The organism is Gracilibacillus alcaliphilus (assembly GCF_016909015.1).
GTDB lineage: Bacteria > Bacillota > Bacilli > Bacillales > Amphibacillaceae > Gracilibacillus > Gracilibacillus alcaliphilus.
Window position 1 is genome coordinate 105,616 of the sequence record NZ_JAFBFA010000005.1, and the last position, 20,858, is coordinate 126,473.

The following is a 20,858-nucleotide window of genomic DNA, read 5'->3' on the forward strand; positions in this document are numbered from 1 at the left end:
TAAATCTATATGACCGGATAACCAAAAATAAATGAGTCCGTTCCGATTCATTTATTTTTGTTTTTAACGCAGATGGTTCAAAAGAACCTTGGATCAAAATTCCTACATTAATTATAATCAAAATAGAGTAAGAGGTGAGAACATGGCAGTAGTGGAAGCAAAAAATTTGTCGAAAATATTTGGTAAAAATATTAATCAATCGATCAAGATGCTTGATCAAGGCATATCTAAAGAAGAAATACTCAAAAAGACCGGTAATACTGTTGGAGTAAATCGTGCTAGTTTCTCTGTAGAAGAGGGAGAAATTTTTGTAATTATGGGGCTTTCAGGTAGTGGGAAATCTACTTTGGTTCGCTTAATCAATCGTCTAATTGATCCAAGTGAAGGTTCTATTCTTATAGATGGAAAGGAATTGGCAACATTAGATAAAAAAGCGTTGCGACAAGTGCGTCGTGAAAAATTAGGAATGGTATTTCAGCAATTTGCACTTTTTCCGCATCGCACTATTTTAGAAAATGCGGCATTTGGTTTAGAGGTACAAGGTATTGATAAAGAGGAACGGCGGAAACGAGCTGAAGAGTCATTAAAACTTGTAGGATTAGGGGATTATATACATCAGAAGCCAGGTCAATTATCTGGTGGGATGCAGCAACGTGTAGGATTAGCCCGTGCATTAGCAAATGATCCAAAAGTGTTATTAATGGATGAAGCTTTTTCAGCACTTGATCCATTAATACGCAAAGAAATGCAGGATGAGCTGATTGACCTGCAAGCCTCCATGAAGAAGACTATTATCTTTATTACGCATGACCTTGATGAAGCTCTTCGTATAGGAGATCGCATTGCATTAATGAAAGATGGGGTTATTGTGCAAATTGGTACACCGGAAGAAATTCTGATGAATCCAGCAAATGACTATGTCGAAAAATTTGTGGAAGATGTTGATCGCTCAAAAATCCTTACAGCAAGCCACATTATGAAACGTCCAGAAACAATAAATATAGAAAAGCATGGTCCTCGTGCGGCATTGGAAAGAATGCGCAAAGAAGGTATTTCAAGCATCCTTGTTGTTGATGAAAAGCGTCGCCTGCAAGGCTATGTCACAGCAGATGATGCTTCCGAAGCACGTAAAAAAGAAATATCCAGTATTAAAGAAATCTTAAAAACAGATATTTTAAGGGTGGTACCAGAGACACCAATGCAAGAAATCTTCTCTATGATTTACGACACTCCTGTTCCGATTGCAGTTGTGGAAGAAAGCGGACGTTTAAATGGAATTATTGTCCGAGGAGCAGTATTAGCCGCGCTTGCAAATGATGGAGAGGTGAACTTAGATGCTTGATTTTATGGATCAAATACCGTTAGCAGAATGGACAGAAAAGGCCACAGACTGGATTCAAGATAAATTTGCATTTCTTTTTGAACCAATCAAAGAACATTTTGGCAACTTTATGGATTTTATATCTGGAGAAGTTTTAACAAGCATCCCTCCAGTCCTGTTCATTTTGATTGTTGCTGTGATTGCGTTCCTGGTTTCGGGCAAGAAGTTTGGATTAGCGGTATTTTCAATTGTTGGTCTATGGTTTGTTTATAACCAAGGATTATGGGAGGCGTTAATGTCTACCATAACATTGGTTATTCTGGCAAGTTTATTATCTGTTATTATTGGTGTTCCCATAGGTATTTTAATGGCAAAAAGTAAGATTGCTAATTCCATTTTCACACCAATTTTGGACTTTATGCAGACAATGCCGGCATTCGTATACTTAATTCCGGCAGTAGCATTCTTCGGAATTGGGATGGTTCCGGGGGTATTTGCATCACTAATATTTGCGACACCTCCAACTGTCCGCTTTACAAACTTAGGCATTCGTCAAGTTTCCAAGGATTTAATTGAAGCGTCGGATTCATTTGGTGCGACTGGGCCACAGAAACTGTTTAAATTAGAATTGCCAATGGCGAAATCCACCATTATGGCCGGTATTAACCAGACAGTGATGCTTGCTCTATCCATGGTTGTAATTGCGTCAATGATTGGTGCACCAGGACTAGGAAGTCAGGTACTGTCCGCACTACAACGTGCCTCTGTTGGTACGGGATTCGTTGCTGGAGTTGGTATTGTAATTCTAGCGATTATTATAGACCGTATTACACAAAATATGAATAAAGGGAAAGAATAAAACTGTGTGGCCATCTTTTTATGGAGGAGGGATTTCTTCTTCCATAAAGAGTGTCAATATATACTAAATTAAAGAAAAGGGGAGTTTTATTTATGTTTAAATGGAATCTTAAACGTGCTGGGCTTATTGGCTCATTAGCATTAGGTTTAGTTGTTGCAGGTTGTGGAAGTGACGACAGCAATGATAACAGTGGAGATGATAATTCTGCAGATGGCGGAGTAAATGGCGAAATTGAACTGGCTTATGTAGAATGGGATTCTGAAGTGGCATCTACACATGTTATTGGAAAAGTACTGGAAGATGTAGGTTATGATGTGAAATTAACTGCACTGGATAATGCTGTAATGTGGGAAGCAGTTGCAAATGGAGAAGCAGATGGCATGGTAGCAGCATGGTTGCCGGGAACACATGCTGAACAATTCGAAGCATATGGTGATCAAGTAGAACAGCTAGGTGTTAACTTAGAAGGTGCAAAAATTGGTCTAGTCGTACCAGAATATATGGATGTTGATTCTATTGCAGACCTTTCCGATGAAGCTGGTCAAACAATTACAGGTATTGAGCCGGGTGCTGGTGTTGTAAGTGCAGCTGAAGAAGCTGTTGAAACGTATGACAATCTGGATAACTGGACTGTTCAGACTTCTTCTAGCGGCGCAATGACAACAGAATTAGGAAGTGCTTATGATAAAGAAGATGAAATTATTATAACTGGCTGGACACCACATTGGAAGTTTCAGGTATATGATTTAAAATATCTTGATGATCCAGAAGGTGTTTTTGGTGAAGCAGAAACAATTGAAACAATGGTGCGTGAAGGGCTGGAAGAAGATGCTCCGGAGGCATATCAAATATTAGATAACTTCCACTGGACTACAGATGACATGGAAGAAGTTATGTTAAATATTAGTGAAGGAACTGACCCAGCTGATGCAGCAGCTGAATGGATAGAAGCAAACCAAGATAAAGTGGATGAGTGGACTGAAGGTATTAAATAAATTAGTTTGCTCTTGCATGAGAGAGGCTAAATTTAGAAAAAGGATGGCGATAACCAATATTTGTTGGTTAGTACCATCCTTCTATTTTTTTATGTTATCTTATATTATATAATGCAGAAAAAGGATAACATCTGATAAAATTAAAGTAACGACACAATAACTGGAACGAAAGAAACAAGGATCCGAACGTAAGAGGCAGAAACAATATCGTAAACAATTCCAAGATTTTTTGATACGGAAACGGAAATACCAAAGGATTATGGAGATCTTTGGTGATCGTAACAGTTACTTCTTATCATTTGAACAGGTAAAGGTGTCTCTTTGTCAAATTCCCAGTTGTCTAAGTTAAAAAGGATTTTCCTTGTATTTCATTTTCTTCTCTTTTTGATACTGGTTATAGGCAATGAGTGTTTTTCGATGGTGGGGACATGTTCATAATTTTATTCGCTGCCATAACCTGTACCCGCTTCATATATGTAGGTAATAGAAAGAAACTTTTCTCGATATGATCTAGAAAAGGCATCAAATTCGGGTTATCCGTTGGATTCGGAAATACATCATAAGCGAATGTTTCGTATGGTATTAACAGACGGAGACACTCGTTCTCGATAATAACCGGGTAGAACGAGTAATCAAAGCTTTTGTGATGGGCAAAAAAATGGTTGTTTAATGTAAACTATGAAGGAGCAAAGTCCGCTGCGATCATTATGAATCTTATCGAAACAGCGAAACAAAACCACCTCGTTCTCCAACCATGGAAACCTACCCTACAGGAACGCTGCCAAGAAAAAACATTCCATGAGGGAAGATAAATCAAAAAATATCCAACACGCCAGTTTATTTTTCTTAAGCATAGTTTATGAGTGATGGGTATTTTTCTATATAGCTCTTTTGGTCCTTTGGTACAGGTCAAAAATTGATGGTATTTGTAAGTGATAACTCAGAATGTAAAAATGATTCTATGAAAAATTCAAATTTTAGTCATGTGTTTTTTCAATGATATGATGGAAGAGATCTTCTCCATAACTTGTGGACTCTGGTTCACCATAGGTAAGTTTAAAAGTTCGTTTTCCGGAATATGCACGTTCCGGCGATAAAAAAACAGCATGTTCTGCCTTTTTCATATATGCCCACTTTGCTAATTCATAAAAATGTGTAACAATGAAAACCTTTAGTTTTACTTCATAACAGGCGGAGAGTATGTCTCTGGCGATGAGAGAACCCTCTCTTTCTGTTGTAGAGGAGAAAGGTTCATTTAATAATAAGACAGAACGAGGAGTAATATCATCCATGATCTGATCTAGCCGCAAAAGCTCCTCGTCCAGCTTACCACTAATCATATGCATATCTTCTTCACGAGTGAAATGTGTAAAAATACGGTCGCAAAGGTTGGCACGGTAAAAAGTGGCTGGTACAAACAAGCCGCATTGCATCATTAATTGCGCAAGGCCAATACTTCGTAATAAGGTTGACTTGCCTCCTTGATTTGCCCCAGTAATAACAAATTGAACGCTCTTGTCTGCTTGGAGATCATTAACAACAGGTTGTATGCCAGTATGGATAGCCAGAACGGGATCATATAAATCATTATAAAAAAGGGTTCTCTCGCTGTCGCTCTCTGGAACAGGGAAGGATATTTCGAATCCGCGTTTGGTAAGCACATGGTGTAAATGTAAGCAACCAACATAAAATCCGGTCTCAAAGCGAAGTAACTTACAGAAGTCTAGGCATTCATCCACAAATCGCTTTACGATTCCCAAAATTTTGTGGAAAACAGTTTCTTTGATTTCATTTAAGCCATTGGGAAACATACTGACTCCAGATGATTTTAACTTCTTTTTCCTGAAAGATAGAGGCGGCTGAGCAAGCAAATCTCTTATTATAAAGTCGCTCCCCTTAAGACCATCTCCAATTCTTGCCCCAATTTTTAAATGGACTTCCTCCCCCATTTGTTGGAGTAATTGAAGGTGTGCGTTCGTTTCTGAAAGAAGCTCGTCAGGATATCTTTTATCAAGCTTGTTAAATAAAGATGTCAAACCCTTTGACTTACAATGGTGTATGTTAAGTTTCCCTAAACGACGAAGATCTTTAAGCTTTGTTAATATTACTTCTAATAAAGTTATCGCAGTTTTGAACTTCTCTCTAATGGGAACTGTCATATAATAGTTGGGTTTCATGGTAGCCTGATAGATCTCTGATTCCGCTACAATTTCGCTTGCAATGGAATATATATTTGTAAAGAAATCGGGATTTTTAAGACCATCCTTGATTATTTGCTGTCTGTAATGAAGGGTATTTACATTGGTTTCGGTATGTAGAATGATTTTCATGGTTGTTTTATATATGTAATGATCATGTTGAGCCATTGTTCTTAAGAGTGGTTCTAGCTGCAAATCCTGCATTAATACTTGGTCATGAGTTTGAATTTGATGTTGAAACGTATGATGCTCATAGAGTAAAAAAGGTTTCATGTTTGGATTCGCTCCTTTATCTGTGAGAGTGTTAATCCGTATTTTTCAACCATGGTAGAATTATGAAGTAGACCATCAGCAGCCCTTCTTGTGATTTTGAAGGTTCTTTGTGAGAGATCGCATGTATTAGTAGCTGCGACTAAGCTTACTATATCATCATGCACAGCGGCTAATTCAAATAAGTGTGTGACATATAGACACATTGTATTTTTTCTCATTAATTTTCGCAGTGTTTTCTTACCCATAGCATAAGCATCACGAGTAGTTGTGGAGGAAAAGAGTTCGTTCAAAATAATGACGCTGTCACAAGTAGCGTTATCAAGAATATTTTCAAGACGAGTTAACTCATCTATTAATTTCCCTGCATTTGTTCCCGTTTCTTCTTTGGAAGGAAAATGGGTAAAGAGCTTATCGAATAAAAAGACTTTTGCTTGTTTACTTGGTACTGGACAACCAATTGAACTTAAGTAAAGAATTTGTCCAAGAGATCTAGCAAAGGTCGTTTTCCCCCCTTGATTTGGTCCAGTTAGTACACAGAGGCGTTCATTTGGATTAAGGGTGAAATCATTACCAATAACCTTCTTATCCACATGTAATTCTGAAGTAGCCAAAGAGAGATCATACCCTGCTATAATATGCAGCTCTTTTTGATTGGAGATTTCAGGATAGCAGTAGCGTAAGCCCTGATGTTTTAAAGTTCGGAAATATTGTAAGCAAGCAATATAGAACTGGAGCTCATGGTCAAAGTTCATGATAGAATCATTAATGAAGTGAGCATACTTGGAATAATAAGGTTTTAGTTTGCCAAAAGGCTTCGGAAAATGTTTTCTCAAGATAGTTTGCAATTCCTTTTCGGCTTCGGAAAGTTGTACCCCGGCAAAAAGCTGAAGGGAAGAATCTCCTGCAAGTTCAACTTCTTGTTTAAAAGCCCTGCTTAATGACTGACAATAATCATTTTCATTATCGTCTGGATAGATTAAAATATTGTCTTCTTCAATGAACATACTGTATTGTATTTGGTCGAATTCCTTCCGCAGTGCTAATGTATCTTTGTCCAGCATGGTAAAGTCAGTCGTACTAATATAATAAGTCAACCATTTATAAAATCGTCGCAGTCCAAGTGATTGCAAATGAATGGCAGACAATGAACTATGTAATTCTTTAACAGCAAAACAATAAATATAGGCTGCATCTAACAGCCACTTATATTGTTGATATTTCTCATTGCTGGATTTGCTGTAATCTGCATACTTCCGCACTTTTCTCATGTCTCGTGAGAAAGTTTCGAGTGGTTCTAACAATAAACAATCGATTTCCTCCATGATAGCCGTACGATACTTAATGGCGTCAATGGTTGATAGTTTGTTATAAAACAGCGGAAACAGGTCATATTCGTCATTGTTCTTTACAATATCTTGAATAATGGTATGTATGTGAATGTCATGAAAAAAATCAGAAGTGCTATGCCCTTGTTTGATACTGGTTGGGGAATTATTGTGAAATAAAATACTGTGATATAACATTGCTTTCCACAAGCTCCTTTCTTTTTTTCTATTACCCACGAAAGATATTTATCTAAATTATTACACAAATAACACATGCTTACAACCTGAGAAAGCCCTCAACCATATAACAATTGTATACTTAATTTTATACTATATAAATCAAGTTTCGGACATGATTCAAGATATAGTGTAAAAAAGGATTGTGTATCAGTGTGAAGTAATGGATTTCATAAATAATCAAAAAAGTCGTTTATTGTTCATCCGCCAATTTTTCTTGTGAATATTTGCTTGTATGAAAAACTCCAATATACGAGAATTTGCCTTTTTTTCGTTAATATTTGGTAAAATAGTAGACATAGAAACTGGAGTATATAAACCTTTACACCATAATCTATATTTAAAATTTGGGAGAGGGAGTTGTGTAATGGAGATTCTTTCCACTTCAAATGTTTTCATAAGATTGCTTAGAATGGGCAAACGTTATGTCATCTGGTACATTATCCTATGCCTTCTAACAGTTATTCTATCTTTATTAAGCGTAGCTACGGCAGAAATGTTTAATAGACTGGCCAATGCGGCAGTAGATAAAAATATGAGCCTGCTGATAAATACAGTGTTTTTGGCGGTTGGTATATTAATCGTAAATCTAACAGTAGCCATTTTAAAGAAAGTGTTATCTGAACGCCTGATGCTTCGTTCTACCCTTTATATGCAATCCAACGTATTAAAGAATACATTGAATACGAAAATGACTAATTTGGATAAGTATCATACGGGGGATATTATTAATAGAATCACTGATTCTGTTCAAGAGGCACAAGCTGGTGTAAATATTAAATCTCAGGAAGTGCTTGGAAATGTACTGCAGATCATATTTCTACTGTCCTATTTTTCTTTTATTAATATACCTCTAACAGTAGGGGCGTTATTGCTAGCTGTAATATTACCCATGATCATTAATTTGGTTTCTAAACCCATGAGAAATCTCTATGAATCAAGGCAACATGCAATAGGAGAAAAAGAATCATTTATTCAGGATGTCATTCAAGGGGCAGAAGTGGTTAGGAGTTATTCATTGACGGAAAGAATGAAGCGTGCACTAGAGCGTAAATACAATCAGTATCTAAAATACCACTTTAAAGTTCAAAGGTATGAGGTTGCCCTGTTTCGAAGTCACACATTAATATGGTTGTTAGGCATTTTATATATATTTGGTTATGGTGGTTATTTGGTTTCGATCAATCAACTAAATGTGGGTGATGTTGTGGCTTTTGCCATTTCGTTCGAAAGATTGGCGTTTCCTCTTTCAGGGTTAGCTGGGATATGGTCTCAGTTTCAACATTCATTATCACATGGACGCCGTATATTTGAATTACTGGATTTATCAAAAGAGCAAAAGCTGAAAGAGATAAATAGAACAACTCAGATCGAGGATATCCATATCGAAGATGTTTATTTTTCCTATCATCAAAATCAAGCCTCATTAAAGGGGATCTCGATGACGCTGCAAAAGGGAAAATCAACCGCTCTTATTGGTCCAAGCGGAAGCGGTAAAAGTACACTGGCTAATCTATTGTTAGCATTGTATGAACCGAGTAAAGGAAACATATACTATGGAGTTGATTGTCTTCAGGATTTGGATATTTCAGATTGGAGGAGCCGTATTGCCTATATCCCGCAAGAGCCTGTTTTGTTTACAGGAACTATATTCGAAAATATAGCGATAGGAAAAGAAGGAGCCACTTTGGAAGAGGTAATCTCTGCAGCGAAATCAGCACAAATACATAATTCGATAAGCAATACACGGAAGCAATATGACAGTGTGATTGGTGAGGATGGTTTGCAGCTTTCGGGAGGGGAACAACAAAGGATTACTATTGCACGAGCATTTTTATCCAATCCAGACATTGTTATTCTGGATGAACCTACCTCATCTTTAGATAACACAAATGAAAGGTTGATTGTCGAACAATTACTTGAGATTTTTAAGGGAAAGACCATACTGATTATTTCTCATCGATTAGCAACGATTCAACATGCAGATCATAGTGCATTTATGGAGGATGGACAGATTATAGAATCAGGCAGCCATCAAGAATTAATGCAAAAAAAGGGGAAGTTTTACAAGATGTACTATGACGGCCAAAAGGAGGGAGTAATTTGAAAAACAAATTAAGTGCATTTACCCTTACCAGACATATGATGAAATATTCGAAACCCTATTCATTCATATTTATATTGGCCACTCTATTAATCAGTATAGATATCTTATTTAGTGTAGGAAATACATGGATTCAACAGTTTTTTATAAATCTTATTGATGAAGGTTCGCTTGAGAGATTATTGACTTTTGTACAAATAAGCTTAGCTGTCGGCCTGGGCTGTTTGGCGATGATGGTTATCCAGTTTATTTTAAGAAACTATACGATCTCTTATATTTCTAGAGACTTCACGCTTGATTTTTTTGAAGAGTGTAACAAAATCCCTCTTCTAGAGGCAAATAGGTATTCGTCAGGTGATTTAGTCAACAGGATCAACAAAGATGCTCCTGCTGCCAGCGAAATTATAGATTTTCTTGTATTTAATATATTGTTCCATATCTTGATGTCAGCTGTTGTGTTTATATACTTAGCTCGAATTGATTTACTTTTGGCATTGTTAGCCTTAATTGGCGGGCCAGCGTCATTTTTGATTGGAAAGCTTTTCGATATGAAAATCCGCTCAGTCACTGTCGAGGCTCAAAAAAAGGATGCAGATGTCAGAAATATATTACAAGAAATGATGCAAGGAGTGAAAGTGGTTAAGTCCCTATGTATAGAGAAAATAATGCATCGCAAATATACAGTAGAAAGAGATAAACAAAACAAGTTGTTCATGAAAAGAGCATTATTAACATCCTTTCGGGAACAAAGTATTGAATTTTCTTTTAATGCCATCGCATACACCTGTACTTTTTTTGTAGCTGTGGCGGCAATTCAAAATGAAATCACTCCTGGACAAGTATTAGCTTTCTTGTTTCTGACAATGCGGTTAATGGGGCCGTTTCTTGGCATTGCTCAAATGTGGAGTTCATTGCAAATGGCTTTAGGAGCTGGGGATAGAGTTGATAAGATAGGAAATTTATTTAAAAACAAGGATGAAAATGACATAGATGTGGAAGCTGATCAAAGCGTATCAAATTTTACCAGTCCTGCTATCCAGATTGCAAACGGAAAGTTTTCTTATCAAAAAGACAAGGAATTATTTAATCATTTTAATTTGACAATAGATTCAGGAAGCTCGGTTGCGATTGTTGGGCCAAGTGGTTCCGGCAAATCTACACTTGCTAAATTATGTGGTGGACTATATGAATTAGACAGTGGAAACATGGAGATTTTCGGTCAATCTTTAAATGAAAACCAAGAAAAAGTGAGAAGTAATATTGCATATGTTCCTCAAACTCCTTATTTATTCTCGGGAACCATTGTAGAAAATATTGAACTGGGAAGTAAGGAAAACACGACAATGAATGATGTTATAGAAGCAAGTAATCTTGCCAATGCAAATGGTTTTATTGCTACATTAGACCAACAGTATGATACCGCAATTAGAGAAAAAGGATCTTCACTGTCAGGCGGGCAGCGTCAAAGAATTGCTCTAGCAAGAGCCTTTATACGCAATGCTCCTATTATTATTCTTGATGAAGTTACATCTGCCTTGGATAATGAGTCGGAGAATCTAATTTCGCAGTCCATTCTTCAGTTGTTGGATAGAGGGAGCACCGTTTTATTTATCACACACAATTTATCATTAGCACAAAAAGCAGATCGAATTATTGTTATGGAGAATGGACAAATCGTTGAAGATGGGGACCATGAAAGCTTGCTTAGTTTAAAGGGCCTTTATGCACAATTAAGGGGAGGATGAAGATGTTAAAGCGAAGATATGGCGACCGTTCGGAATGGAAACGTGTAACTGATAGAGAGTACGTACAATCATTTTTTGATACAGAAGGATTCAATGGTTATGTTACCTTACTAAAAGTAAATAAGGTTTCTGCACCATTACATGTTCAATATGGAGATGAGCAAGTTTGTATTGTTGATAATGGTTTTATGTGGATTCAACATTTTCCAACAAATGAACGACATTCCTTAACAACTATAAAGAGACTTAGGATTAAAACGAGCAACCCCTGTTTTACGTGAAGTATGGTGTTATATTGGAGGGAGTATTGAAGAAGGGGAAAAAGCTTGGGAATTTGCCCTAAGAGAAATTGAAGAAAAGACTGGAATCACAAAGGTTTCATTATACACTTCTAATAAATTTGATCAGTTTTACTCACCTAATGAGAACTATATTTATATTGCCCCCGTATTTGTTGGATATGTGGATGTGGAACAGCATGTAATATTAAACTATGAACATAGTGAATATAAATGGCTGAGTTTTAATGAAGCGATGGAACAAGTTGCCTTGCCAGGAAACGATGAAGTCCTTACTTTTATTGAAAAACATTTTGTAAAGAGAATTCCAATGGAATTGTTACGTGTTGGAAAATAAGCCTGCTTTAAACACTATCCTTAATCAACAGATTTTAACGGTATTATTAATCACAGTACCTGAGACAAAACAATTATAGGAATTTTAAGGAGAATAAAGATGGGAAATGAATATTTTAAAATATTTGATGAAGATAGAAATGAAATAGGAGTTGCGTCCCGTAACGAGGTACATAGGTTTGGATATTGGCATGAGACTTTTTATTGTTGGTTTGTGACGAAACAGCGAGATACAGATTACATCTATTTACAACTCCGCAGCGATTTCAAGGAAGATTACCCTAACCTTTTAGATATTACTGTTGCAGGTCATTTAATGGCTGATGAAATGGTTCAAGATGGTGTTAGGGAGATAAAAGAAGAAGTAGGTATTGATATCCCATTTAAAGATTTAGTGCAGTTAGGGGTAATTGATTATTGTGTGATAAAAGAAGACTTTATGGACAAAGAATTAGCACATGTTTTTCTATACAAGAGCGAGCATACGCTTGATGACTTTATTGTTCAATCAGATGAAGTTTCAGGTATAGTTATAGTAAAGTTTAGAGATTTTAGTGAATTATGGTTAGGTGAAAGGAAGACAATTAAGGTTAGTGGATTTAAAATAGATAAAGAAGGTAATAGAGGCCATGTATGTCGAGAACGTCGGCAAGAATAGATTTGTTCCCCATCAAATTTCATTTTACAAAGAAGTTATAGAAAAAATAAAAGAAAAATTACAGTGATATATAGATGAATTCCACAACTCTTGCAACAGTTTATCTGAGGTTTTAGTAGGGGGGAAGGTCTGCGTCTAACTAAAATAAATATATGATTTAGAGTTTTTTTCTAGTTCAATCCATTCATATTCCCCATTTTAAGCAAAGTCTATTTTACAATAGTGTATTATTCTATATGAAAATGTTTGTCTTGTTAACAAGGTAGAATGGGATACATACATCTATTTTAAGAGGAGGAAAAGTAATGAAAAAGCCGGAAGATATTACAATAGAATCCTTGAAATTTGGAGATAATGGATCCATTCCAAATCATCCAACATATTCGTTGCTGTTGTATAAAAATGTGATGACTTTTGATGATAATCCTAAAGATGTGCTGACAAAAAACAAATGGCTTGATGCATGGCGCGGGAGTGTTGCTCCTTATCATCACTATCACAGTAACTCACATGAAGCACTTATTGTGGCTGACGGGGCGGCCATACTTCAAGTTGGAGGTGAACAGGGACAACAAGTGCACGTAGAGCAAGGGGATGCTATTATTCTGCCAGCGGGTTTTGGTCACAAGTTAATAGAAAGCAATGCAGATTTTGCTGTTATTGGTGCCTATCCAAACGGACAAAGCTATGATTTTTGTTACGGCAAGGCAGATGAACGACCTGAAAAACTAGCTAATATTAAAAAAGTACCCTTGCCAGAGGCAGATCCAGTGTTTGGGAAAGTGGGGCCTTTGTTTTCGTATTGGGCAGAATGAAAAGCTGACTGTTTGCTTCATCTTTTCAGCCAACTGTTGTGTCAGTCTATCCCCAGTAAAAATAAAAGCTTGCCGTTGACCAACAACGGCAAGCTTTTATTTAATCTGCCAACATATATTATCATCCAATACACGTTTATTATTAACTAATGCATATGGGCGAACGGCAGCCTCTCCATTTTTATCTGGAGGAAAAAGTATGGGAATGGTATCGTTTGGCATTTGGTTCATGTTCATATCGATACCAAGCAATCAGCATGATAAAGCCGCAAAGAATAAGTAACAGGCCAGTTGTTAAAAAGACCGAGGAGAATCCCCAAGTTGCGGCAATTGTACCGCCTAGCATGGGACCAATAATATTACCGAAAAAGCGTAAACTAGTATCATAGCCAAGCACTTCCCCCTGTGTAGATAAAGGGGCTTCTTTACGAATATAAGCTACTCGGATAGGAATAATCCCGCCAAGGAATAAACCGAGTAAGAATCGTAAAACGACTAATTGCCAAATATTTGTGATGAACATGCCTGGTAAATAGACCAAGCCAGAAACAAATAGCATGACAATTAATACTTTGGTGTAGCCATGTTTATCTCCAATTATTCCCCAGCGCCTTGTCATCATTAAATTTCCGACACCAGTTGCTGAGAAAGCAATACCGGCAAAAAATGCCAGATTGACTGGCCCATGAATGTGTTCAACAAATAACGATAAGATTGGCTGTACACTAAAGTGCGCTATTTGTACAAGGGCAGACATCAATAGGACAATCAATAAGATTGGTTTATTTAGAATATACTGCAGGACTGCTTTTCGGGAGTATTTTTTTGTATCTTCTTCTTTTGAAAATTTAACCTGCATTTCTTTAACACCGAATATGACAAGTAATCCGGATATAAAGATAGTTACTGCTACCCATTTAAAGGTGCTGGAATAACCAAATGCATCTGCCAGCGCCCCGCCCAGTAACGGTCCCATCAGAGAACCAGTAATTGTTCCGGTCTGCAAGGTGCCTAATACTTTACCTGCAACTTCTTTAGGTGTTTGTGTTGAAATAAACGCTTGGGACATTGGAATAAATCCAGTTACAATCCCCATTAAAAAACGTAATAGAAATAACTGCCATACCGCTGTGACAAATCCCATTAAAAATACCGAAATCCCAATTCCTAACGCTGACATAATCATTAGACGTTTTCTTCCAAAACGATCGCCGATTCTTCCCCAAATGGGTGCAAATATAAATGCACTGATGAAAGTAACGGCAAAGGTTATCCCTGACCATGTTTGTACATAGGATTCAGAAAAGTTCCCCATTGACTGAATATACAAGGAAATAAAAGGCACAACCATTGTCATGCTTCCGCTAATAAAGAAATTAGCCAGCCACATAATCACCAAGTTCCGTTTTACTCCTGGATGCGTATTAATAACGTTCCAACCTTCTTTCTAGCTTTTTACCATAAATTACAGATTATATGTATTCAGAATGGTATAAGTATCTGAGTACATATGAAAAAGGCATAAGTGCTAATGCCCCATACCTTTTCTTACTATATCTGCAACCGTCCGTTTAAGTTCCAACATTCACTATATAATTTCCAGCCGTAAAATTTCCGTCATGATGAAACGGTGGGATACGAAACTCCCAAATTTATTTCGTTACCCTAAATATACGCTAATATGAACTAAATGAAAAGTTTTCTGCTCAAGGAGGCAATCCCATTCTATACCTTCAAAAACCCTCCAATAATAATAGGCTTTTCAACTGCTGTTGTGTTGCTGTAACTTACCTTCTGGAGATACAGTTCCTCATTGCCTTTTTAACTTCATAATAGGAAGAAAGAAGCTGGTCTCACTGTCTGCAGCAGTACTTGAATGCAATCCCTCCTTTTTAATATTTAGCTGAATGAATGTCGTGATCATAGATGTACTTTTTAACAACAAAAACATACAAATCACCTTACATCTATTGTAAGTGTTTCTAGACAGCTAAACTTGTTATGATATTTATATAATGCAATGATTAATTCTCAGATCATTTCAGTGAATTTGATTAATATTAAATGGGGAGAAGGAGTGCTATTTTATGGTCAGACACGAGAAATTATTAGAAGTTCAAGACTTACAAAAAAACTATGGTAAAAAGGATAATTTAACAAAAGCTTTAAGGGGAATTAGTTTTGATGCTCTCTCAGGAGAGTTTTTAGGTATTATGGGGGCAAGTGGTTCTGGCAAAACGACATTGTTAAACTGTATTGCAACCATAATCAAGCCGACATCCGGAAGAGTACTGTTAAACGGCAAAAATATCAGCGCTTTTGACAGTAAGGATTTAGCTGAATATCGGGGAAGTAGGATTGGCTATTTGTTTCAGGACTTCGGGTTACTGGACAACTTAACAGGTCAAGAAAACATTCTATTACCATTATCGATTCATGGGATGGATTTTGCAAAAGCAAATGCCCAATTAAATGAATTAGCAGATTTTTTAGAGATTACAGATATTCTTGATAAATTCCCTTCCCAAATGTCTGGCGGACAACAACAAAGAGTAGCTGCTGCTCGTAGCTTGATTTCTGATCCAGATATCGTGCTGGCAGATGAGCCGACAGGGGCGTTAGATACTCGCTCTGCAAAAAAGCTAATGAATAAGTTGGAAAGTATTAATAAAAGTAGTAAGAGAACGATCTTAATGGTTACCCATGATCCTAATGCAGCAAGCTTTTGCTCGAGAATTCTTTTTATTCAGGATGGTATAATATTTCATGAACTGCGCCGCAAACAAGGGGAGGCACGTGAGAAGTTTTATGAAAGAATTTTGCAGCTATTAGCTCAGCTTGGGGGAGGAAGTGCAAATGTTCTCTAGGCTGATTTATCGTAATGCCAAACGGAGCCGAAAAGAAAATTTGATCTATTTTGCAACACTTGTGACAGCGGTGGCTTCATTTTATATTATTCTTTCACTAGGGAGACAAGATGTTATTCTGTTTTTAAGAGAGTTTGAAAGTGACGCAATTGATAAGCTTCTCAATCAAATGCCAATTGTATATGGGTTTGCCTTATTCTTATTGTTTTTCTTGATTTTATTTGCCAATCAATATCAGCTGAATCGGAGAAGCAAAGAATTTGGAACCTACCTTATACTGGGCATGCGTAAAGAGCGTCTTATTCTTCAACTTTTAGCAGAAGGGCTGATAACTTCTATTTTAGCACTGATTGGCGGTATACTAATCGGCGGCTTTTTAGCAGAAATGATTAGTTTGACCGTTTCTAAATTAGTAGGGCAGGGAATTATTGGTCATCACATCAGCTTGTCAATAGGTGCAATTATACTCACTATCATTGGATTCCTATCTATTCAATGTATCGCATTAATTATACTTGGCGGCAGACTATTTACCCAAGAAGTGCATCAAATGCTTTATGAAGAAATGGATAAGAAACAAGATATGGGACATATAAAAGGGAATCTACTGCATATTCTAATTGGCTCGATCTTTTTAGCGGCTGCATATTGGATTGTTTTATACCGTTTTATAGATTTTGGCGGATTATTTATGGCTGTTGCATTTATATGCGGGAGTTTGGGAACCCTATTTTTCATCAGAGGATTTGGAAAATTACTTGGCTTACTTACCAATTTATCAGAGAAGAAATCTACTAAAGGATTGCACAGATTCACCTTAAGGCAATTTCAAGAGAATATAGCGAATCGTTCTACTTCAGTTGCTGTTACATCGATTTTAATCACATTATCGATTATTTTGATTGCGAATGGAGCTTCTACTATTATAGGGTTTGAAAGTAGCTTTACTAGAACTTCTTCGTTATATGATTTTACTGTAAGCGGAAATGATGAAGAAGTCGAACAATTTCTTACTTCCGGAAAAATGACAGCTTATGTAGAAGACTTAAATCGTTTGGAAATAGGGAGAATGAAAACAGAGGATGAACTTGGAGAAGACGTTTTACCTGTATCACTGGTAGAGTGGTCAACATTAAGAGACCAACTTATTAAGGCCACACCAAAGAGCGAACAAGAGGATTTTTTATCTGGTAAAATACAAGGTTACACGATTAGTGATGAAAACTCTGAAGCTCTTAATTTGCTGGGAACGCTGGAGACTGGAATCACATCCCCTTATCTTATTGCTGAAACATCGTATAATAGACTTTTAGAAGCAATAGGAGAAAAGCCGCTGAATCTAGCGGAAAGCGAAATGGCTTTCTACTTCAATCCGGATTTGCTGCCTATGGATGAGCTAGACAATATGCCTGTACTAGATACCATTCTTGAGAAGGCTGAAAACGAAGGGGAGACTTTGCTGAGTATTGCTAATCAAGCGATGTCTATACGCTCATCGGTTCCAATAAGAGGATTAGTTGCAGATCGTTCCATAGAAATTTTTTCAGCATTTATCGTTCCTGATTCGATGTTTGATCAGCTAGTAAATGAGGGAACGTATGCAACATATTGGAATTTTCGTATCCCGAAAAAATTACAAGATCAGCAAGGTTTAATGAGCCCAATGATGGAGGCACGAGATATATTAATGGCTTCAGGCTTAGAGTTTGAAAGTTATTTACAGAACTTTGGACGTCAACTTTTCTACGTCGTGGCTGGAAGCTATACGACACTTTATATGGGCTTCTTATTTTTAATTATTGCTTGTACGATATTAGCTTTACAATTTTTAACACAGATGAAACAAACACGAGATCGTTATGTAACGCTTTCTCTGCTAGGGGCAAAACGTCAGCAAATGAAAAAATCTATGCATAGACAAGTGTTGTGCATCTTCCTGTTACCTATGTCTCTTGCATGTATAAGTGGAGTTATTGGCATAAGAGGGATGATTTCATTTGCCATGCTTTACTTTGAGAACGAGGTTTTACTTTATCCGATTGCCTTTAGCTTTGCAGCTGTTGTCATGGTGATAGTCGTGATTTATGGAGTAGCTGTTTCCCGTGCAGCAGATCACGAAATTGATAAATTGAACTGGAAACCACATATAGATTAAAGGATAGTTCATTTTCATGATGGAGGAGGTACCGAAGTGGCGAAGATTACTATTGTTGAAGATGATGTATGGATGAGAGAAGAGTTAGTGGATATTTTACAAAAAGAAGGTTATGAAGTGGCAGCAATTGCGGCATTTCATGACACAGCGACACAAGTAGCTGCTTCGGCACCTGACTTAGTTCTGTTAGACATCAATTTACCAGGACAATCAGGATTTGATATATGCAAAGCTCTAAAATTAAATGGAGTTGGCCCGATATTAGTTCTAACATCTAGAGATAAGTTACAGGATGAGTTACACGGTTTAGATTTAGGTGCCGATGACTACCTTACGAAACCATGTAATCGGGACAGGCTGTTAGCACGTATTCTGAACTTGCTCAGGAGATTTGAAAAACAGCCAGGATTGGTAGATGGCGGCCATTTTTTATTAGATCCCAATACCTTCACTTTATATAAGGGTTCTCAATCATTGTTGTTATCAGCTAATGAAGGGAAAATATTATTGACTTTATTGCAATACAGACCTGAGGTTGTTTCCAAATCTGCACTGAGTCAAGTTTTATGGGGAACAGACCAGTATATTGATGAGAATGCACTCCAAGTAAATCTGACTCGCTTACGAAAGGCATTACGTCAATTAAAGTTGGAAAATCAAATTGAGACGGTAAGAGGGCGAGGTTATCGACTTAGGGAGCAGGTGAAGATGTGAAATGGATAAAGCAAATCTATGATTGTTTTCATGCTTATAAACAATGGATTCTGATGTTGACAGCTACGAATGTGCTATTTATTTTTTTAGCTTGGTTAGCCTATCCTGAAACGTTTCATGTATTAGTAGGACTTATGGTTGTTTTTACGCTGGCTGTGATCATGTTGTCTCTAGGTATGATTATAAGAAAACAAAAAATAATCGAAGCAGTCTTTGAAGATTTTTTGTTAGAGCCAAACGAAATGAATGAGGAAAGATTATGTCAGGTGTCACCAAAAACACATAGGTCATATATTCACAGAATGGGAAGAGTTGTAAGATTACACCAATTGGAACTCCATGCTCAAGTCACCCAACTGACTGATTATGAAAATTATATAGAAGGCTGGGTTCACGAAATTAAAAAACCTTTATCTTTAATGACCTTGGTACTGGATAACCGCAGTGATGAAATGTCGCCGCTTGTTAAACAACGTATATCTCATATCAGGGATCAAATGCTGGGTGATGTAGAGCGGATCCTGTTTTTTGCAAGATTGGGAGCTGCTCATAAAGATTATTTGTTTGAGCCTCTAAACATAGTAGCATGTTGCAAAGAGATAATCGAGAATCACCAATCGCTATTAGATGAATCTGATTTTCAAATTCAATTTATTGGAGAAGAAGCAGAAATTATATCAGATCGCAAAGGACTAACTTTTATAATAGAACAAATCATTGCTAATAGTACAAAATATGCTGCACAGAATCAGGTTCATCCCAGTTTGACATTTGAAACGATAGATGACAATGTGAAGGGGCAGACTATTTTAAATATTAGTGATAATGGACCTGGTGTTTCTACAGAAGATTTACCGTTTATTTTCGACAAAGGCTTTACAGGAGGACAAGGGACCTATACAAGGGAAGCAACAGGGATGGGGCTCTTTTTAGTAAAAAAGATGGCTCATGATTTAGCGATTGAGTTGGCAGCAAAATCAGAGATTGACTCAGGGCTGACCATATCGTTAATCTTTCCAAATGTGAAGCAATAAGCTTGCTAGTTTACATTCATCCATTAGATAATGAGATCAGAGAAGTACATATGAATTTTAATAAAAAACCGAAAAATCCTTAGAAGGTGTTTCGTAAACAATATCTATTTGTGGTGCATATTGGAAATAGCATGGCAACACTTTATGCAAAGGAATCAACCTAGTACGAGAGGAGAAAATATATGAAATATTGGACGATTCAAAAGAAAGCAGTTGTAAACGCAGTTCTGCATGATGAGATGTATCAACCTGATTTCACAAAAAGTGACTATCTGCAAAAAATACCGAATTTACAAGAACTTTATTACTTTATATTAGAATCCTTTAACGATATAAATAATGTAAATTTACCAGGGGTAATTTTTGGTTTTGTTGGATCGAATAATGAAAGTTTATTTGAAATATCGAATCAGGATGAATTTTATGGACTGATAAGTTCCAATAAAAATGCAATTAAAAGTTTGTGGAATCATTTTATAGAAGCGGATGCTGTCCTGCTTGAATTGGATTATAATAGCGAATTTCTTAACCCTGTATATATTGATATAAATGATTTTCAGTTTTTAATGCCGCCTATTGTAGAAGTTCCTCCATATACTAACGAAGATGTGAAACGGTTGATTTCCTTCATAGAGAGAGGAAAAATCACACGATCTGTCTTCCCAAGTAATATAATACAAGCACATTTACCATACATAAAAAAGGAAAATATGGTAGCTGCATATAACTTGATTCCTCTGGATGAAATATGAATTGTCAGTAACCCTCTCATATCAAGCGTTAGAGCTTATTTACCATGTCCGAAAATGAAAGCCTGTAAGAGTGGATTTTTTCTCTTTTGCAGGCTTTTTCTCGTTGTAGCGATTGTAAATTGACTGAAAATTTCCAAATGTATAAAATAGTAGTGAATAATATTCAAGTGA

The 20,858-nt window shown here is 36.7% G+C and carries 17 protein-coding genes and 1 pseudogene; 14 read left to right on the top strand and 4 right to left on the bottom strand.

The genetic code is table 11. The annotated features are described in order from the left end of the window. Positions 1-142: 142 nt before the first annotated feature. The 3 genes from JOD18_RS05780 (at position 143) to JOD18_RS05790 (ending at position 3,175) form a co-directional block, all read left to right on the top strand. Positions 143-1,342: a quaternary amine ABC transporter ATP-binding protein gene (locus JOD18_RS05780; RefSeq protein ID WP_204667993.1), complete on the top strand. Its 1,200-nt coding sequence runs from the start codon at positions 143-145 to the stop codon at positions 1,340-1,342. Then, positions 1,335-2,180: an ABC transporter permease gene (locus JOD18_RS05785; RefSeq protein ID WP_204667994.1), complete on the top strand. Its 846-nt coding sequence runs from the start codon at positions 1,335-1,337 to the stop codon at positions 2,178-2,180. The genes JOD18_RS05780 and JOD18_RS05785 overlap by 8 nt, the downstream gene beginning before the upstream one ends. Positions 2,181-2,272: 92 nt before the next feature. Continuing rightward, a complete protein-coding gene (locus JOD18_RS05790) occupies positions 2,273-3,175 on the top strand; it encodes a glycine betaine ABC transporter substrate-binding protein (RefSeq protein ID WP_204667995.1) in 903 nt (300 codons plus the stop codon). Between the two features lie 314 nt (positions 3,176-3,489). Here the strand turns inward: JOD18_RS05790 and JOD18_RS24175 are convergent. The 3 genes and pseudogenes from JOD18_RS24175 to JOD18_RS05800 all read right to left on the bottom strand — a co-directional run. Then, positions 3,490-3,740: pseudogene (locus JOD18_RS24175) on the bottom strand (IS5/IS1182 family transposase); the annotation flags it as partial. Positions 3,741-4,152: 412 nt separating this feature from the next. After that, a complete protein-coding gene (locus JOD18_RS05795) occupies positions 4,153-5,646 on the bottom strand; it encodes a MutS-related protein (RefSeq protein WP_204667996.1) in 1,494 nt (497 codons plus the stop codon). Next, positions 5,643-7,169: a MutS-related protein gene (locus JOD18_RS05800; RefSeq protein WP_204667997.1), complete on the bottom strand. Its 1,527-nt coding sequence runs from the start codon at positions 7,167-7,169 to the stop codon at positions 5,643-5,645. The genes JOD18_RS05795 and JOD18_RS05800 overlap by 4 nt, the downstream gene beginning before the upstream one ends. A 451-nt stretch (positions 7,170-7,620) precedes the next feature. Here JOD18_RS05800 and JOD18_RS05805 point away from each other — a divergent pair, with 451 nt between their 5' ends. The 6 genes from JOD18_RS05805 (at position 7,621) to JOD18_RS05830 (ending at position 13,165) form a co-directional block, all read left to right on the top strand. After that, positions 7,621-9,315 carry an ABC transporter ATP-binding protein gene (locus tag JOD18_RS05805; RefSeq protein WP_204667998.1) on the top strand — a complete coding sequence of 565 codons (1,695 nt, stop codon included), beginning with the start codon at positions 7,621-7,623 and terminating at the stop codon, positions 9,313-9,315. Next, complete coding sequence (locus JOD18_RS05810; RefSeq protein WP_204667999.1) at positions 9,312-11,057, top strand: ABC transporter ATP-binding protein; 1,746 nt, start codon at positions 9,312-9,314, stop codon at positions 11,055-11,057. The genes JOD18_RS05805 and JOD18_RS05810 overlap by 4 nt, the downstream gene beginning before the upstream one ends. Before the next feature lie 2 nt (positions 11,058-11,059). Further along, the gene (locus JOD18_RS05815; RefSeq protein ID WP_204668000.1) at positions 11,060-11,338 is read left to right on the top strand and encodes a hypothetical protein; all 279 of its coding nucleotides are present in this window, start codon (positions 11,060-11,062) and stop codon (positions 11,336-11,338) included. A 25-nt stretch (positions 11,339-11,363) separates the two neighbouring features. Continuing rightward, positions 11,364-11,693 (top strand): NUDIX domain-containing protein, encoded by a 330-nt coding sequence (locus tag JOD18_RS05820; protein WP_338029497.1) that lies wholly within the window; start codon positions 11,364-11,366, stop codon positions 11,691-11,693. A gap of 99 nt (positions 11,694-11,792) precedes the next feature. Continuing rightward, on the top strand, positions 11,793-12,350 hold the full coding sequence (locus JOD18_RS05825) for an NUDIX hydrolase (RefSeq protein WP_338029493.1): 558 nt from the start codon (positions 11,793-11,795) through the stop codon (positions 12,348-12,350). A 305-nt stretch (positions 12,351-12,655) separates the two neighbouring features. Continuing rightward, on the top strand, positions 12,656-13,165 hold the full coding sequence (locus JOD18_RS05830; RefSeq protein WP_204668001.1) for a cupin domain-containing protein: 510 nt from the start codon (positions 12,656-12,658) through the stop codon (positions 13,163-13,165). 181 nt (positions 13,166-13,346) lie between these two features. On the opposite strand, the gene JOD18_RS05835 is transcribed toward JOD18_RS05830, so the two are convergent. Next, a complete protein-coding gene (locus JOD18_RS05835) occupies positions 13,347-14,555 on the bottom strand; it encodes an MFS transporter (RefSeq protein WP_204668097.1) in 1,209 nt (402 codons plus the stop codon). Positions 14,556-15,252: 697 nt separating this feature from the next. Between JOD18_RS05835 and JOD18_RS05840 the strand changes: the two genes are divergently transcribed. The 5 genes from JOD18_RS05840 to JOD18_RS05860 all read left to right on the top strand — a co-directional run bounded on the left by JOD18_RS05840 (position 15,253) and on the right by JOD18_RS05860 (position 20,687). Further along, positions 15,253-16,032: an ABC transporter ATP-binding protein gene (locus JOD18_RS05840; protein WP_204668002.1), complete on the top strand. Its 780-nt coding sequence runs from the start codon at positions 15,253-15,255 to the stop codon at positions 16,030-16,032. Beyond that, complete coding sequence (locus JOD18_RS05845) at positions 16,022-18,187, top strand: ABC transporter permease (protein WP_204668003.1); 2,166 nt, start codon at positions 16,022-16,024, stop codon at positions 18,185-18,187. Before JOD18_RS05840 ends, JOD18_RS05845 begins: the two co-directional genes overlap by 11 nt. Positions 18,188-18,223: 36 nt before the next feature. Further along, complete coding sequence (locus JOD18_RS24765) at positions 18,224-18,901, top strand: response regulator (RefSeq protein ID WP_204668004.1); 678 nt, start codon at positions 18,224-18,226, stop codon at positions 18,899-18,901. After that, complete coding sequence (locus tag JOD18_RS05855) at positions 18,898-19,935, top strand: ATP-binding protein (RefSeq protein ID WP_204668005.1); 1,038 nt, start codon at positions 18,898-18,900, stop codon at positions 19,933-19,935. The genes JOD18_RS24765 and JOD18_RS05855 overlap by 4 nt, the downstream gene beginning before the upstream one ends. Positions 19,936-20,117: 182 nt before the next feature. Then, positions 20,118-20,687: a hypothetical protein gene (locus JOD18_RS05860; RefSeq protein ID WP_204668006.1), complete on the top strand. Its 570-nt coding sequence runs from the start codon at positions 20,118-20,120 to the stop codon at positions 20,685-20,687. Positions 20,688-20,858: the final 171 nt, after the last annotated feature.